The organism is Pseudotabrizicola formosa (assembly GCF_002900965.1).
Taxonomy (GTDB): Bacteria; Pseudomonadota; Alphaproteobacteria; order Rhodobacterales; family Rhodobacteraceae; genus Pseudotabrizicola; species Pseudotabrizicola formosa.
Map to the genome: position 1 here is coordinate 301,330 of NZ_PJOM01000003.1, position 15,519 is coordinate 316,848.

Consider the following 15,519-nt stretch of genomic DNA (forward strand, 5'->3'; position numbering starts at 1 on the left):
TTCGATACCGGGCGCGACCTAGACCAGCCAAAGGACAGCCGCCAGCACCCCGACCCCCATCCCGAAGGCCAGCCCGTCCCTCGTCTGAAAGGGCAGGATCTCGCGCTGGGTGCGGGGGGCATTGGGGCGCAGGCCGCGGGCCTCCATCGCAAGGGCGGCGCGGGTGGCGCGGCGGATGGCAAAGGCCAGGAGCGGGATGGTCAGCGCCATCACCTCACCCGGGCCGGGCAGGCGGCGCATGGGGCGCCCCAGCCGCATCGCCCGGGCCATGCGCAGCACCTGCATCTCGCGCGCGAGGTCGGGCACCAGATGCATGGCCTGCATCAGCGCAAACCCCACTGGCGCAGGCAGGCGCAGATGCACCATCAGCGCCCGCACCAGCCCCCCCGGATCGGTGGTCAGCGCGAAGAGGGCCGACACCATCCCGCAGGCCAAGGCCCGGGTGAACAGCACCAGCCCGGGCGAGATGTCGGGGGCGGCCAGCGCCTGTTCGTTCGCCATCTGCAGGGCAAAGCCCGACTCGGCGTTGAACAGCACCGAGGTGGTGAGGAACCCGAAGCCGAACAGCGCAAAGGGCACCATCAGTGCCAGAAGCTTCCACAGCGCCACGCGCTGCAGCCCCCACAGCAGCCCAAAGGCCAGCGTGAGGGTTACAAGCTGAAACCGCAGGTCAAAGACCAGAACCGAGGCCCCGATCCAGATCAGGCACAGGGCCAGTTTCGGCAGGGGGTGAAGGTTGCCTAGCATGGGGTGCGGTCCATCCAGTGCAGCAGGGGGGCGGCCTCGGGTGGGGCCAGCCCGCAACGCTGCAACAGGGCAGTGTCACGCAGCACAGTGCGCGCGGGGCCGTCGGCCTGTACCCGGCCTTCGGCCAGCACGATCACCCTGTCACAGACAGAAAGCGCGAAATCGGCGTCATGGGTGATGACCGCAAGCGTCTTGCCCATGCCCGCCAGCCGCCGGATGTGGCCGGCGATGCGGGTGGTGCCGGCATGGTCCAGCCCTGCGGTCGGCTCATCCAGCACCAGCACCGGCCAGCGGTCGGTTGCGGTCAGCAGCGCCAAGGCCAGACGCCGCTTTTGCCCTGCCGACAGGCTAAACGGGTGCTGGGTTGCCACATGGTCCAGCCCCCATCCGGCCAGCAGCGCGGCGCAATCGGCGGCGGGGACGCCCATTGCCAGACACTCGGCCCGGGTGGTTTCCGCCGCGAAATGCGAGTCTGCGTTTTGAAAGGCCATGGCCCCGGGCGGCCCGGTCCTTTGCCCCGCGCGGGGCGGGATCAGCCCGGCAAGGCAGGCCGCCAGCGTCGATTTGCCCGCACCATTGGGGCCAAGGATGCCCAACACCTCGCCCGCGCGCAGGCCCAGCGAGATATTGCGCAGCACAACCGGGCCGAAGGGCGGGGCGCAGTCCACCCGGTTGAGCCGCAGGGTTTCGGTTCCGCTCTGACAGGCTGCGGGCAGCAAGAGCGGGGCCAGATCGGCATGGGGGGGCAGATGCGCCACGAGGTCGGCCACCTGCACCACGGCAGGCACGCTGACACCCTGTGCGGCCAGTGCCAGCCGCAGCCGGGTGGCCAGTGGGGTCCAGATTCCTTGCGCTGCCAGATCGGCACCGTGGCTGGCAAAGACCTTGTCGGGCGGACCCTCAGCCAGGGTTTGCCCGTCGCGGCCCAGAACCACCACCCGGTCGATGCGGTCCAGCACCGGCCCCAACCGGTGATCGACGATCAGCACGGTCTTTCCCGGTGCCAGCAGCAGATCGGCCATCATCTTTGCCGCGCCGGGGGCCAGGCTGGCCGTCGGCTCATCGGCGACCACCAGATCCGCCCCTTGCGCCAGCACGGCGGTGAGGGCCACCATCTGCTTTTGGCCGCCTGACAACGTGGCGATCCGCCGCCCCATCCAGTCGGGGTGCAACCCGGCCTGTGCCATCGCCTGCGCCACGCGGGCGGCGATGTCATCTGGCGGCAGGGCACGGTTTTCCAGGGCGAAGGCAAGTTCATCTGCCAGCGTGAACCCGGCCAATGTCTGGTCTGCATCCTGAAACAGGAAGGCCACCTGTGCGGCCCAATCTGCCGGAGAGCGGCTTTCCACGGGTTGCCCGAACAGATGCAGCTGCCCCCGCCGCGCCCCGGGAAGGGCGGCGGGGATCAGCCCGGTCAGGGCCTGCAGCAGGGTGGACTTGCCGCAGCCCGAGGGGCCGAGCAGCAGCACCCGATCGCCCCGTGCAAGGCGCAGGGTGAGGGGGCCGACCGCATCGGCAGCTGCGAAGGGGTAGCGCACGGCCACCCCGTCGCAGGCCAGCACGTCAGACATGCGCGCCGCGCAGGTCACGCTCGATCGCAAGGCCCGACAGAACGCCGGTCTTGTACAGCGCCTTGACGATCAGATGCCCGAGCAGCCCGCCCAGAAGCGCGCCCGAGGCGCAGCGCAGCACGAACATCAGCATCAGCAGGCCGGGGGCAAGGCTGCCATAGTCAAACCGCACCCAGGTATAGGCAAAGGACGCCACCGCCGCGCCGACACCTGCCGCCATCAGCACCGGCAGGGACCAGCGCCGCCAGCGGGTGGCGGCAAACACGGCTTCGGCACCTGCGCCCTGCACGAGGCCCGTCAGCAGCAGCAGCAGGCCCGCCGGACTGCCCAGCAGGATCTGCACGGCGGCCGCCATCACCTCTGACACCAGCGCCACGCCGGGTTTGCGGATGATGGCCGCGGCGATGATCGAGACGATGAACCAAAAGCCCATCACCACATCCATTGTCACCGCGCCAAAAATGGCTTGCAGGATCAGCCAGACCTGCACCCATCCCAGATAAAGCACCCCGAACACCGCGCCCAGCACGGCCACGATCAGGGTTTCACGCAAGGTCCAGACAGCCGTATGCGGCATGGAAAGCTCCAGTTCTTGTAGGTTGAGGAAAAGCGGCAAAAGCCGGGAGGTCAGACCTTGCTGGGGCTGTTGGCCGACAAGGTCACGTCAAGGGCCACATGGCCCGCCTGTGCGCCAAAGCCGGTGAAGGCCTGTGACAGGGTTTCAAACACCGGCCCGGCATCGCCGCGCAGCTTGGTGCAGAAGTTCTTGCTCCGCTCGAACGTGCCGGAGGATTTCAGAAAGTCGATGCAGCCGTAGATCTCGTCCATATGGTGGCCAAGGCCCAGCGGATAGAGCGAGAATTGCGCGGCAACCGGCTGGCCGGTCAGCGCCGCCGATGCCACACCGGCCTGCGCCGCGGCAATGCGGTCGGGCAGGGGCGTGCCGGGTGGCAAGCCGCCCGAGGGCGTGCAGATCGGATCATCCGGTTCCCCGGGACAGCCGCGCGAGACGGTGGCGTGCAGGGTGCAATGCACACCGCCACGGGCGGCGGCGACAAACAGATCGCGCATGGCGGGGAACAGGATTTCCGGCGGGCCGACCAGCAGGGTGGACAGATCATCGGTTTCAATCCGCAGCTGGTCGCGCCACGGGTCCAGTGCCGACAGGGCACCAAGGATGATGCCGATGAAATCATCGGACATGGGATACAGGGATATCTGTGCGCCGGAAAACATTTTCACCTCGCTCCGCTGGCATTACCCAGATCAGCTAAAGGGTTCGCGGGATTGCACCCGACATCTCAGCCCCGGCCATACGGAGCGCCCCTGTTCATGGGCAAAGATTAGCAGAAGAATCTGCGGCGGCAAGACCGTGTTTTCAGGCGCGGTGTTTTTTGAGCGCTTTCCTTCAGGCCCTGTCTGGCAAAGGGTGGTTGCCGGGCTGCGACTTTCGCCTATCTGCACCGTCCTGATAGCGGAGCAGAACATGCGGACATTGATCATTGGCAGTTCGGGTGGCATCGGGTCGGCCTTGCTTGCGGCCTGCGGACCGGAGGCCGTGGGCCTGTCGCGTCGGGACCACGGGTTTGACCTGACCGACGAGGCCAGCATCGCCCGCGGGCTGGCCGCGCTTGACGGCAGCTTTGACCGCATTGTTGTTGCCTCCGGCGCGCTCGAATTGAACGGGGCCGCCCCCGAGCGGGCGCTGCGCAGTCTGGACCCGGCGGCCATGGCAGCCCAGTTCGCGCTGAACGCCATCGGTCCGGCCCTTGTTCTGCGCCATGCGCTGCGCCTGATGCCTAAGGATCGCCCCAGCCGGTTCGCGGCCCTGTCGGCGCGGGTGGGCAGCATCGGCGACAATCGTCTGGGCGGATGGTACAGCTACCGGGCGGCCAAGGCGGCGCTGAACCAGTTGATCCATACCGCCGCGATCGAGGTGGCCCGAAGTCATCCGCAGGCGGTGGTGGTCTGCCTGCACCCCGGCACCGTGGCGACCCCGCTTACCCTGAAATACGTGGGCAGCCATGCCACCGTCGCCCCGCCAGCGGCGGCACAGAACCTGCTGCGGGTGCTGGACGGGCTGACCCCCGCCGACAGCGGCGGCTTCTTTGACTGGCAAGGCAAGCCAGTGCCATGGTGAGGCGCCTTGTCCTGATCCTTGGCGATCAGCTGACCCCCGATGTGGCCGCGTTGCGCGCAGCCAACCCCGCGCAGGATGTGGTGGTCATGGCCGAGGTGCGGGCCGAGGGCACCTATGTGCCGCACCATCCGCAAAAGATTGCGCTGATCCTGTCCGCCATGCGCCATTTCGCCGAGGATCTGCGCCGTGCGGGCTGGACCGTGGCCTATTCCCGGCTGGATGACCCGGACAACACCCATTCCATGCCCGGCGAGCTGTTGCGCCGCGCGGCAGAGTTTGGGGCGACCGAAGTCCTTGCCACCCGCCCTGGCGAATGGCGGCTGATCACCGCGCTGGACGAGATGCCGCTGCCGGTGACCCAAGCTGCGGATGACCGGTTCCTGTGTTCCGATGCCGAATTCGCCGACTGGGCCGAGGGCCGCAAGCAGTTGCGCATGGAATGGTTCTACCGCGAGATGCGCCGCAAGACCGGGTTGCTGATGGACGGCGACCAGCCGGTGGGCGGGCAATGGAACTTTGACCATGACAACCGCAAGCCGGCACAACCGGATCTGTTCCGGCCGCGCCCGCCGCGCTTTGCGCCGGATGCCACGACGGCAGAGGTGCTCGATCTGGTCGAGGCGCAGTATCCACAGCATTTCGGCCGCCTGCGCCCCTTTGGCTGGGGGGTGACCCGCGCCGATGCGCTTGCCGCGCTTGACTGGTTTGCCGCGCACGCCTTGCCGAGGTTTGGCGACGAGCAGGATGCCATGCTGGCGGATGACCCCACCCTGAGCCATTCGCTGCTGTCGCCCTATCTGAATATTGGCCTCTTGTCGCCGATGGAGGTCTGTCAGGCGGCAGAGGCGGCTTATGCTGCGGGCAAGGCACCGTTGAATGCCGTCGAAGGCTTTATCCGTCAGATCATTGGCTGGCGCGAATATGTGCGGGGCATCTATATGCTGCACGGTCCGGGCTATGCGGATCAGAACGCGCTTGGCGCCGACCGTGCACTGCCCGACCTGTATTGGGGGGCAAAGACCGATATGGCCTGCCTGTCCCATGCGGTGGCCCAGACCCGGGATCTGGCCTATGCGCATCACATCCAGCGGTTGATGGTCACCGGCCTGTTCGGTTTGATTGCGGGGATCAGCCCGCAGGCTTTGCACGCGTGGTATCTGGCGGTCTATATCGATGCCTTCGAATGGGTCGAGGCCCCCAATACCATCGGGATGAGCCAGTTTGCCGATGGCGGCGTGCTGGGGTCAAAGCCCTATGCGGCCTCGGGGGCCTATATTGACCGGATGTCGGATTATTGTGGCGGGTGCCGGTACAAGGTGAAGGACAAGACCGGGCCGGATGCCTGCCCGTTCAACCTGCTGTACTGGCATTTCCTGCTGCGCCACCGCGACCGGTTTCAGTCAAACCCGCGCATGGCCCAGATGTACCGGACCTGGGACAAGATGGATGAGGCCCGCCGGCGCACCACCCTGTCCGAGGCGGAGGCTTTCCTGCACCGGCTGGACATGGGCAAACGCGTCTGACGGTCCGCGCGGGGGCGCGAGATGGGGGTGGTCAGGGGGCAGGTGCTGCCTCGGCGGCGGGGGCGTCGGGTTCTGCGCCGTCCGGCTCGGCCGGCGTGGGGGCCATCAGGATGCCGTTTTCCCACAGCCCTTCGGCGACCTGCCCGCTGGCATAGGTCAGCTTCCCCTGTCCGGCGCGACGGCCCTTGACGAAGCTGCCTTCATAGACATCGCCGTTGGGGTAGGTGGCGATGCCAGTGCCCTCAATCTCGCCCGCGTTCCAGGCGCCGGTGTAGCGAAAGCCGTCAGGGCCGGTGATGTTGCCTTGGCCCTGACGCAGGCCTGCGACGAAATCGCCGGCATAGACCGACCCGTCAGGATAGGTGGCCACGCCCTTGCCCTGCCGCTGGCCATCAACAAAGGTGCCCTCGAAGCTGTAGCCATCCGCCAGGGTCAATCGGCCCTCGCCATCGGGGCGGGCGGCCTTGAAACCTCCGGTATAGGTCGCGCCATTGGCATAGGTCGCCGTGCCTGTGCCTTCGATCACGCCATTCACCCAGGTGCCGTCATAGGTGGACCCGTCGGCATAGGTGATCTTGCCGGTGCCTTCGGCCTGATCGTTCTGCACCTCGCCGACATAGACCGCGCCATCGGGAAAGGTGATGCGCCCGGTTCCACTCAGCCGGCCATCGACCCAGTCACCGTCCAGCACGGTGCCGTCAGTGGCGCGGAAGATGCCCTTGCCGCTGCGCCGGTCGGCCTGAAACTGCCCCTCGAACACGTCACCGCTGGCATAGGTGGCCTTGCCTTGCCCCTGCCGCTGCCCATCGGCAAAGCCGCCCTCATAGAGATCGCCATTGGGTTGGGTCAGCGTGCCGGTGCCGTTGATCTGGCCGGCCACCCAATCGCCGACATAGGTCAGCCCGTCTGGCATGGTCAGGGTGCCGGTGCCCTGCCGTTCGCCCGCGACAAGCATGCCGTCATAGACGGCACCGTCAGGATAGGTGATTCTGCCGCTGCCTTGCTTCAGGCCCTCGGCCCAGCCACCCTCATAGCGATAGCCGCCCGGACCCTCCTGGATGCCCTCTCCGTGGTGTTTGCCATCGACAAAGGCACCCGTGTAGACCGAGCCGTCGGGATAGGTCGCCACACCTTCGCCGGTCATCTTGCCGCCGGACCAGTCGCCCTCATAGCTGCCGCCGTTGGCATAAGAAATCTTGCCGCGCCCTTCGGGTTTGCCTGCCGCAAACTGGCCCTCATAGACCGAGCCGTTGGGATAACGCGCAACGCCTTGCCCCAGGATCTCGCCGGCGGCCCATTCGCCGGTATAGCTGTAGCCATTGGGAAGCGTGTAGGTGCCGGTGCCATGCTGGCGGCCGTTCAGGAATGTGCCCTCATAGAACGATCCGTCATCATATTGCTTGGTGACGACCTCACCCTCCTGTGCCGCCGCGCCCCAGGGCAGGGCAAGGCCCAGAAGGAGGGTTCCCGTCTTCATCCATAGCCTGTGGCGCATTCCGTCCCCCTGCCGATCTTTGCCGCAAAGCCTAGCGGGGCCGGGTGGCTCTGACAAGCAGTGCGGTCCGGCTGTCGCATTCACTTTCCCTTGCCGGACAACCTGCTAGAACAGCCGTATCCGCAATGAAAGAAGGTGCCACCATGGCCGATGTGTTCCGCCTGACCCTTGCCCAGCTGAACCCGGCCGTCGGCGATCTGAGCGGCAATGCCGCCAAAGCCCGGGACGCGTGGGAACAGGGGCGGGCCCATGGGGCGGACCTGGTGGCGCTGACCGAAATGTTCATCACCGGCTATCAGACCCAGGATCTGATCCTGAAACCGGCGTTCCAGCAGGCGGCCATTGCGGCCATCCATCAGCTTGCGGTGGATTGTGCCGATGGCCCCGCACTGGCCATCGGCGGGCCGGCGCTGCAAGAGGGGCGGTTGTTCAACGCCTATTACATTCTGCATGGCGGACGGGTCAGCGCATTGGTGCTCAAACACCATCTGCCCAATGACTCTTTGTTTGATGAAAAGCGCCTGTTCACCTCTGCCGATGTGCATGGGCCTTTCATCATCAATGGGGTCCGCATCGGCTCGCCGATCTGTGAGGATGCCTGGCACCCCGATGTGGCGGAAACGCTGGCCGAAACCGGGGCCGAAATCCTGCTGGTGCCCAATGGCAGCCCCTATCACCGGGGCAAGCCGAACCTGCGGCTGAACCTGATGATCAGCCGCGTGGTGGAAACGGGGTTGCCGCTGGTATATCTGAACATGGTGGGCGGCCAGGATGATCAGGTGTTTGACGGATCGAGCATGGTGCTGAACCCCGGTGGTCAGCTGGCAGCGCAATTGCCGCAGTTTGATGAGCATGTGACGCAGATCCTGTTTCGCCGCACCCCTGAGGGCTGGCGGGCCGATCCGGGTGAGATTGCCGCAATCCCCCCGATCGGTGAGGCGGATTACCGCGCCTGCGTGCTGTCGGTGGCGGATTATTTCGCCAAGACCGGGTTTAAAAAGGCCGTCCTGGGCCTGTCGGGCGGGATTGATTCGGCCATTGTGGCGGCCATCGCCGCCGATGCGCTGGGGCCGGAAAACGTGCGCTGTGTGATGCTGCCGTCGGAGTTTACCAGCGCGCATTCGCTGGAGGATGCCGAGAAATGCGCCCGGGCCTTGGGCTGCCGTCTGGACACGGTGCCGATCACCGCCGCGCAAAGGGCGGTGGGGGAAACGCTGGCCCCCCTGTTCGCGGGAACGGAGGAAGGCATCACCGAAGAGAACATCCAAAGCCGGTTGCGCGGCGTGATGCTGATGGCGATTTCCAACAAATATGGCGAGATGCTGCTGACCACCGGCAACAAGTCGGAAATGGCGGTGGGGTATTGCACGATTTATGGCGACATGAACGGCGGCTACAACCCGGTCAAGGACATGTACAAGACCCGCATGTTCCTGACCGCCCGCTGGCGCAATGAAAACCACCGGGACTGGATGATGGGGCCGGGCGGTGAGGTGATCCCCGAACGGATCATCACCAAGCCACCCTCAGCCGAACTGCGCGCCAACCAGACAGATCAGGACAGCCTGCCCCCCTATGAGGTGCTGGATGCCATCCTTGAAGGGTTGGTGGAGCGGGAGGCTTCGGTGGCAGAATTGGTGGCCGAGGGGTTTGACCGCGTGACGGTCAAGAAGATCGAACATTTGCTCTACATCGCGGAATACAAACGCTTCCAATCTGCCCCGGGCACGAGGTTGACACAAAAGGCGTTCTGGCTCGACCGTCGCTATCCGATTGCCAACCGTTTCCGCGATCAAAGCGCCGGGTGAGGGTTTTCGTCAGACCTGCCGTGTCAGGATGTGCGGATCTGCACTGGTTATGCGCGAAATATTGTAATTCGCGCAGGGGAGGCACAGGTTTAGGCTGCGCTTGAAGATATCAGATCACCATCAGCCCGGAGGACCCTACATGTCTGTCAAACTCGCCATCCTGTTCTATTCCACCTATGGCACCAATCACCAGATGGCTGAAATCGCTGCCGAGGCCGCCCGCGCTGCCGGGGCAGAGGTCAAACTGCTGCGCATCGCCGAAACCGCGCCGGAGTCTGTGGTGAACGGTCAGGATGCCTGGAAGGCGCAGGTCGAAAAGGTGGCCGATATTCCGGTTGCAACCCCGCAAGACATGGAATGGGCTGATGCCTACCTGTTTTCTGCGCCAACCCGCTTCGGGGCGGCCCCCAGCCAGTTGCGCGCCTTCATCGACACGCTGGGCGGGCAATGGGGCAGCGGCAAGCTGGCCAACAAGGCGGTCAGCGCCATGACCTCTGCGCAGAACCCGCATGGTGGGCAAGAGGCCACCATTCTGGGGCTTTACACCACCTTCATGCACTGGGGGTCGGTCATCGTTGCCCCCGGCTATACCGACAAGGCCTTGTTCGAAACCGGCGGCAACCCCTATGGCTACAGCCACACCCAAGGGGCGGAGTTTGACGACAAGGCGAAAGCATCGATCGGCCATCAGGCGCGGCGCACGGTGGAAATCGCGGCCAAGCTGACAGCCTGACAGCAAAAAGGGGCGGTTGAACCGCCCCTTCTGTGGGTCTTGCGGGGCGGGGAAACCCGCCCCTTTGCAGATCAGCCGTTCAGCATCATCTGATAGCTGACCGGCACAAAGCGGAAGCCGTCGCCCATCGCCTCGACATAGCCTACGCCGGGGAACGGCATGTGATAGCCGACAAAGGGCACCCGGTCAGCGGCCAGCATGCCAAAGACCGCGCGGCGTGTGGCAGCTGCGGTGGCTTTGTCCATGTCAAAGCGCACTTCCCAATCCGGCTTTTGCAGCGACCAGACGTAATGGTTCGCGGTATCGGCCGCGAGCACCAGCTGTTGCCCCTCGCTTTCCAGCATATAGGCCATATGGCCGGGGCTATGGCCAAAGGCGGCCATCGCGGTCACGCCCGACACGACCGATCCGCCATCATCGAGCATGGTCATCTGATCGGACAACGGGGCAACCTTGGCATCAAACCCTTCATTCCCGGCACCCGCCCAGTGGTTGTGCTCGACAGATCCGGTCACATAGCGGGCGTTGGGGAAGGTTACGCCGGCGTCGCCCGCGATGCCGCCGATGTGGTCGCCGTGCATATGGGTCAGGACCACCACATCAATCTGATCGGGCGTGTAGCCCGCTGCCGCCAGCACCCCGGTGATCGCCTCGGGGGCAAGCCCGGTGTCAAACAGCACCAGTTCGGAGCCGGTGTTCACAATGGTCGGGGTGAAGAAATTCTGGCTCATGTCGGCCGGAATGAAATTCGCCTCGGACAGGGCGGCGAACTCTTCGGGTGAGGCATTGAGTCCGAAGGTCTCCTGCGGGTTTTCCAGGGGACGGCTGCCCACCAGCAGGGTGGTCACCTCGAAGCCGCCCAGCTTGAAGCGGTTGAAGCTTGGCATGGTTGCCCCCATCATCTCGGCGGCCGCATGGGCGGGGCGGGTCAACAGGGCCGGGGCGAAGGGCGCGGCGGCGGCGGCAAACAGGGCCGAGCGGCGGGTCAGTCTGGGCGTCGTCATGGGAATCCTCCGGTGTTGCACTCTGGCCGGTAGGTAGCCCTGATCTCGACGCCTGCCATTCACGGACCTGTCATGTGCCGTGCACTGGCGCGCAAAGACCAGTGCGCAGGCGCGCGAAACGCCCTATTCCCACCATTGATCAATTCGGGCGATCTCGGCGTCACTCCACCCGAAATGATGCGCCAGTTCGTGCACCAGCACATGGCTGACCAGATCCTGCAGCGACACATTCCCACGATCCAGCCATTCATCCAGGATGGGCCGGCGGAACAGCCAGATCACATCAGGCTGCAGGGGCGGGTCGCTGATCGATTTTTCGGTCAGGGGGATGCCTTCATACAGGCCTGTCAGATCAAACGGATCTTCAATCTGCATCGAGTCCAATATCTCGTCCGGCGCGAAATCCTCGATCCGCAGGCGGATTGCCATGGCCGCTGCCCGAAACGGTGCGGGCAGGGCGGCGATGGCGTCCTGCGCCAGTTGTTCGATCTGGGCAAGGTCGGGGGCGGTTGCGCCTGGCGGGGTCTGGGTCATGTCGCTGATATAGGCGCGCGGGTATGGCGGGGGAAGATGCGGCCCACAGTTGCGCAAACTGGACAATCCGCGGGCGCTGTGACAGGGAGAAGCGGTTGCAGGAGATGCCCGATGACCCGCCCCACCATTACCCGTTTTGCCCCGTCGCCCACCGGCTATATCCATGTCGGCAATCTGCGCACGGCGCTGATGAACTACATGATTGCCCGCAAAACGGGTGGCCAGTTCATTCTGCGGCTGGATGACACCGATCAGGAGCGGTCAAAGCAGGAATATGCCGATGCGATCATGGCAGACCTGGAATGGCTGGGCCTGCATTGGGACCGGGTGGAAAAGCAGTCCTTGCGCATGGACCGCTACCGTGAGGCGGCGGAAGACCTGAAGGCCAAGGGCCGGTTCTATGAGGTGTTTGAATCGCCGGTTGAACTGGATCTGAAGCGCAAGAAGCAGCTGAACATGGGTAAGCCGCCGGTTTATGACCGCGCGGGGCTGAATTTGTCGGACGACGACAAGGCGAAGCTGCGCGCCGAGGGGCGGGATGGCTACTGGCGGTTCTTGCTGAACCAGAACCGGATCGAATGGACCGATGGCATTCTTGGCCCGGTGTCGATCGATGCGGCCTCGGTCAGTGACCCGGTGCTGATCCGTGCCGATGGGCAGGTGCTGTATACCTTTGCCTCTTCGGTCGATGATATTGACATGGGCGTGACCTTCATCGTGCGCGGCGCAGACCATGTGACCAATACCGCGACGCAGATCCAGATCATGGAGGCCATGGGCGGCACCCCGCCCGATTTTGCTCACCACTCGCTGCTGACCGGTGCGAAGGGGGAGGAATTGTCCAAACGCCTCGGCACGCTTTCGTTGCGTGATCTGCGCGCGCGGGGGGTGGAACCCCTGGCGCTGCTGAGCCTGATGGCGCGGCTGGGGTCGTCCAAGCCGGTGGAACTGGTCGGCTCGATGGACGAGTTGATTGATGGGTTTGAGGTCGGCAGTTTCGGCTCTGCCCCCACCAAATTCGACGCCGAAGACCTGTTCCCGCTGACTCGGCACTATGTACAGGGCCTGCCCTTTGATGCGGTGCAGCAGCGGATCGCGGATCTGGGCGTGCCGGCAGACAAGGCCGAGGGTTTCTGGTCGGTTGCGCGTGGCAATATCACCGTTCTGGCCGATCTGGAGGGGTGGTGGACGCTGTTCCGCGATGGGGCCGTGCCGCTGGTGGCCGACGAGGACCGGGAGTTCATCGCGCAGGCGTTTGACCTGTTGCCGCCCCAGCCCTGGACCCGCGACACCTGGGGTCAGTGGACTGCATCGGTGAAAGAGGCGACGGGGCGTAAGGGCAAGGGCCTGTTCATGCCGCTGCGCAAGGCGCTGACCGGGCAGGAACATGGGCCGGAAATGGCAGATGTCATGCCATTGCTGGCCAAACGGCCCAGCCTTTGATCTGTTGAGGCTTTGACAGGCGAGACCGAGGGCGGGTCCATGTGACGGTCCTTCTGTTTTTTGAAGGCCCGCCGACAAAAAAGGCCCCTGCTTTCGCAGGGGCCTTTTCACATCACGAGGGCCGGATCATTCCGCCGTCAGCAGCGGTGGCTTGGAGCCGGTGATCCTTGGCTTTTGCGGTTCGTCAATTTCCAGCACGATCGCATCGTCCTTCACCGTCACACGAACCACACCACCTTTGACCAGTTTGCCGAACAACAGCTCTTCGGCCAGCGGCTTCTTGATGTGTTCCTGGATCACGCGGCCCAAGGGGCGCGCGCCCATCTTGTCATCATAGCCCTTGTCGCCCAGCCAGGTTGTCGCCTCTGGCGTGAGTTCAATGTGAACGCCACGGTCCATCAGCTGTGCTTCGAGCTGCATCACGAATTTCTCGACCACCTGGAAAATCACCTCTTTGCCAAGGGCCGAGAAGGAGATCACCGCATCCAGACGGTTGCGGAATTCGGGCGTGAAAGTGCGCTCGATGGCGGCGGTGTCTTCGCCGGTGCGCTTTTCGCGGCCAAAGCCGATGGCTTCTTTCTGCATGTCGGCGGCCCCGGCGTTCGAGGTCATGATCAGGATCACGTTGCGGAAGTCTACCGAGCGGCCATTGTGGTCGGTCAGCTTGCCGTGGTCCATCACCTGCAGCAGGATGTTGTAGACATCCGGATGCGCCTTTTCCATCTCATCGAGCAGCAGCACACAATGCGGGTGCTGGTCGATGCCATCGGTCAGCATGCCGCCCTGATCAAAGCCGACATAGCCCGGAGGGGCCCCGATCAGACGCGAGACGGCGTGTTTCTCCATGTACTCTGACATGTCGAAGCGCAGCAGTTCCACCCCGAGGCTGGAGGCCAGTTGCTTGGCCACCTCGGTCTTGCCCACACCGGTTGGCCCGGCAAACAGGTAGTTGCCGATGGGCTTTTCGGGTTCGCGCAGGCCGGCGCGCGCCAGTTTGATGGCCGAGCACAGCGCCTCAACCGCCTTGTCCTGACCAAACACCACGCGCTTGAGCGTCTTTTCCAGATCGCGCAGGGTTTCTGCATCATCCTTGGAAACATTCTTAGGCGGGATGCGGGCGATCTTGGCCACCACAGCCTCGATCTCCTTGGTGCCGATCACCTTGCGCCGCTTGGAATCGGACAGCAGATGCTGCGCCGCCCCCGCTTCATCGATCACGTCAATCGCCGAGTCGGGCAATTTGCGGTCGTTGATATAGCGGCTTGCCAGTTCCACAGCCGATTTGATGGCGTCGGCCGTGTAGCGCAGGTCGTGGTGCGATTCAAAATGCGGCTTCAGACCCATCAGGATCTTGATCGCATCCGGGATCGAGGGTTCGTTCACGTCAATCTTCTGGAACCGGCGCGACAGGGCGCGGTCTTTTTCAAAGTGCTGACGGAATTCCTTGTAGGTGGTAGAGCCCATGCAGCGCAGCTTGCCGCCCTGCAACGCGGGTTTGAGCAGGTTGGACGCATCCATGGCGCCGCCCGATGTGGCCCCGGCCCCGATCACGGTGTGGATCTCGTCGATGAACAGGATCGCGTCAGGATGATCCTCCATCTCTTTCACAACCGCTTTCAGCCGTTCCTCAAAGTCCCCACGATAGCGGGTGCCGGCGAGCAATGCGCCCATGTCGAGCGAATAGATGGTCGCCCCGCCCAGAACATCGGGCACTTCCTTGTTGATGATCTTCCACGCCAGACCTTCAGCGATGGCGGTTTTGCCGACGCCCGGATCGCCCACCAGCAGCGGGTTGTTCTTGCGGCGGCGGCAGAGCACCTGGATGCAGCGTTCCACCTCGGCGTCGCGGCCGATCAGCGGGTCAACATCGCCCTTGCGCGCCTTGACGTTCAGATCGACGCAATATTTGGACAGCGCCGACTCCTTGGCCTCACCCGCCTCGGCCTTGGGGGTTTCATGGTGTTCTTCGGCACCCTGCACCGGGCGGCTTTCGCCAAAGGACGGGTCTTTCGCCACGCCATGCGCGATGAAATTCACCGCGTCATAGCGGGTCATGTCCTGTTCCTGCAGGAAATAGGCGGCGTTGCTTTCGCGTTCTGCAAAGATGGCGACCAGAACATTGGCCCCCGTCACCTCATTCCGGCCGGAAGACTGCACATGGATAGCCGCGCGCTGGATCACGCGCTGGAAGGCCGCCGTAGGCACGGCTTCGGACCCTTCGACATCGGTGACCAGGGTGGACAGGTCATCGTCGACGAATTCCATCAGGGTTTTGCGCAGGTCAACCAGATTGACCGAACAGGCCTGCATCACGCGGGCGGCGTCGGGTTCATCGAGAAGGGCCAGAAGCAGATGCTCCAGCGTTGCGAGTTCGTGGCGACGGGCGTTGGCCAGGGCCAAGGCACCGTGGATGGCTTGCTCGAGAGTGGTTGAAAACGAAGGCACTTGCTGCGTGCTCCTGTTCCTCGGGGTGGGTTCGGGTGACGCATCGCCCTTACCAACCGTTGCCTCATGCTCTTAA

13 protein-coding genes and 1 riboswitch are annotated in these 15,519 nt (G+C 64.3%); of the genes, 5 read left to right on the forward strand and 8 right to left on the reverse strand.

Annotated features, from left to right (window positions below; translation table 11 throughout):
- Window positions 1–18 precede the first annotated feature (18 nt).
- The 4 genes from CXR43_RS12675 to CXR43_RS12690 all read right to left on the reverse strand — a co-directional run bounded on the left by CXR43_RS12675 (window position 19) and on the right by CXR43_RS12690 (window position 3,554).
- Entirely contained in the window at window positions 19–747 is a 729-nt protein-coding gene (locus CXR43_RS12675) for an energy-coupling factor transporter transmembrane component T family protein (RefSeq protein WP_103334432.1), read from the reverse strand.
- Entirely contained in the window at window positions 741–2,318 is a 1,578-nt protein-coding gene (locus CXR43_RS12680) for an ABC transporter ATP-binding protein (RefSeq protein ID WP_146036521.1), read from the reverse strand. The genes CXR43_RS12675 and CXR43_RS12680 overlap by 7 nt, the downstream gene beginning before the upstream one ends.
- A complete protein-coding gene (locus CXR43_RS12685) occupies window positions 2,311–2,895 on the reverse strand; it encodes an ECF transporter S component (protein ID WP_103334434.1) in 585 nt (194 codons plus the stop codon). The genes CXR43_RS12680 and CXR43_RS12685 overlap by 8 nt, the downstream gene beginning before the upstream one ends.
- Window positions 2,896–2,945: 50 nt before the next feature.
- Complete coding sequence (locus CXR43_RS12690; RefSeq protein ID WP_103334694.1) at window positions 2,946–3,554, reverse strand: YkoF family thiamine/hydroxymethylpyrimidine-binding protein; 609 nt, start codon at window positions 3,552–3,554, stop codon at window positions 2,946–2,948.
- A riboswitch (TPP riboswitch) is annotated at window positions 3,545–3,656 on the reverse strand. (Overlaps the previous gene by 10 nt.)
- A gap of 148 nt (window positions 3,657–3,804) precedes the next feature.
- On the opposite strand from CXR43_RS12690, the gene CXR43_RS12695 reads away from it, so the two are divergent.
- Window positions 3,805–4,458 carry an SDR family NAD(P)-dependent oxidoreductase gene (locus CXR43_RS12695; protein WP_103334435.1) on the forward strand — a complete coding sequence of 218 codons (654 nt, stop codon included), beginning with the start codon at window positions 3,805–3,807 and terminating at the stop codon, window positions 4,456–4,458.
- Window positions 4,455–5,981 carry a cryptochrome/photolyase family protein gene (locus CXR43_RS12700; RefSeq protein ID WP_103334695.1) on the forward strand — a complete coding sequence of 509 codons (1,527 nt, stop codon included), beginning with the start codon at window positions 4,455–4,457 and terminating at the stop codon, window positions 5,979–5,981. The genes CXR43_RS12695 and CXR43_RS12700 overlap by 4 nt, the downstream gene beginning before the upstream one ends.
- 31 nt (window positions 5,982–6,012) lie before the next feature.
- Here CXR43_RS12700 and CXR43_RS12705 read toward each other — a convergent pair whose 3' ends face one another.
- A complete protein-coding gene (locus CXR43_RS12705; protein ID WP_103334436.1) occupies window positions 6,013–7,458 on the reverse strand; it encodes an MORN repeat-containing protein in 1,446 nt (481 codons plus the stop codon).
- 161 nt (window positions 7,459–7,619) lie between these two features.
- Here CXR43_RS12705 and CXR43_RS12710 point away from each other — a divergent pair, with 161 nt between their 5' ends.
- Together CXR43_RS12710 and wrbA are read left to right on the forward strand one after the other, a co-directional pair.
- Window positions 7,620–9,284 carry an NAD+ synthase gene (locus tag CXR43_RS12710; RefSeq protein WP_103334696.1) on the forward strand — a complete coding sequence of 555 codons (1,665 nt, stop codon included), beginning with the start codon at window positions 7,620–7,622 and terminating at the stop codon, window positions 9,282–9,284.
- 139 nt (window positions 9,285–9,423) lie between these two features.
- On the forward strand, window positions 9,424–10,017 hold the full coding sequence (gene wrbA / locus CXR43_RS12715; protein WP_103334437.1) for an NAD(P)H:quinone oxidoreductase type IV: 594 nt from the start codon (window positions 9,424–9,426) through the stop codon (window positions 10,015–10,017).
- Window positions 10,018–10,088: 71 nt separating this feature from the next.
- Here the strand turns inward: wrbA and CXR43_RS12720 are convergent, their stop codons facing one another.
- Entirely contained in the window at window positions 10,089–11,021 is a 933-nt protein-coding gene (locus tag CXR43_RS12720) for an MBL fold metallo-hydrolase (RefSeq protein WP_103334438.1), read from the reverse strand.
- A gap of 123 nt (window positions 11,022–11,144) precedes the next feature.
- Entirely contained in the window at window positions 11,145–11,555 is a 411-nt protein-coding gene (locus tag CXR43_RS12725) for a metallopeptidase family protein (protein WP_103334439.1), read from the reverse strand.
- 111 nt (window positions 11,556–11,666) lie between these two features.
- On the opposite strand from CXR43_RS12725, the gene gltX reads away from it, so the two are divergent.
- Window positions 11,667–12,998, forward strand: coding sequence for a glutamate--tRNA ligase (gene gltX / locus CXR43_RS12730; RefSeq protein WP_103334440.1), 1,332 nt, complete (start codon window positions 11,667–11,669; stop codon window positions 12,996–12,998).
- Between the two features lie 126 nt (window positions 12,999–13,124).
- Here the strand turns inward: gltX and clpA are convergent, their stop codons facing one another.
- Window positions 13,125–15,443, reverse strand: coding sequence for an ATP-dependent Clp protease ATP-binding subunit ClpA (gene clpA / locus CXR43_RS12735; RefSeq protein WP_103334441.1), 2,319 nt, complete (start codon window positions 15,441–15,443; stop codon window positions 13,125–13,127).
- Between the last annotated feature and the right edge of the window lie 76 nt (window positions 15,444–15,519).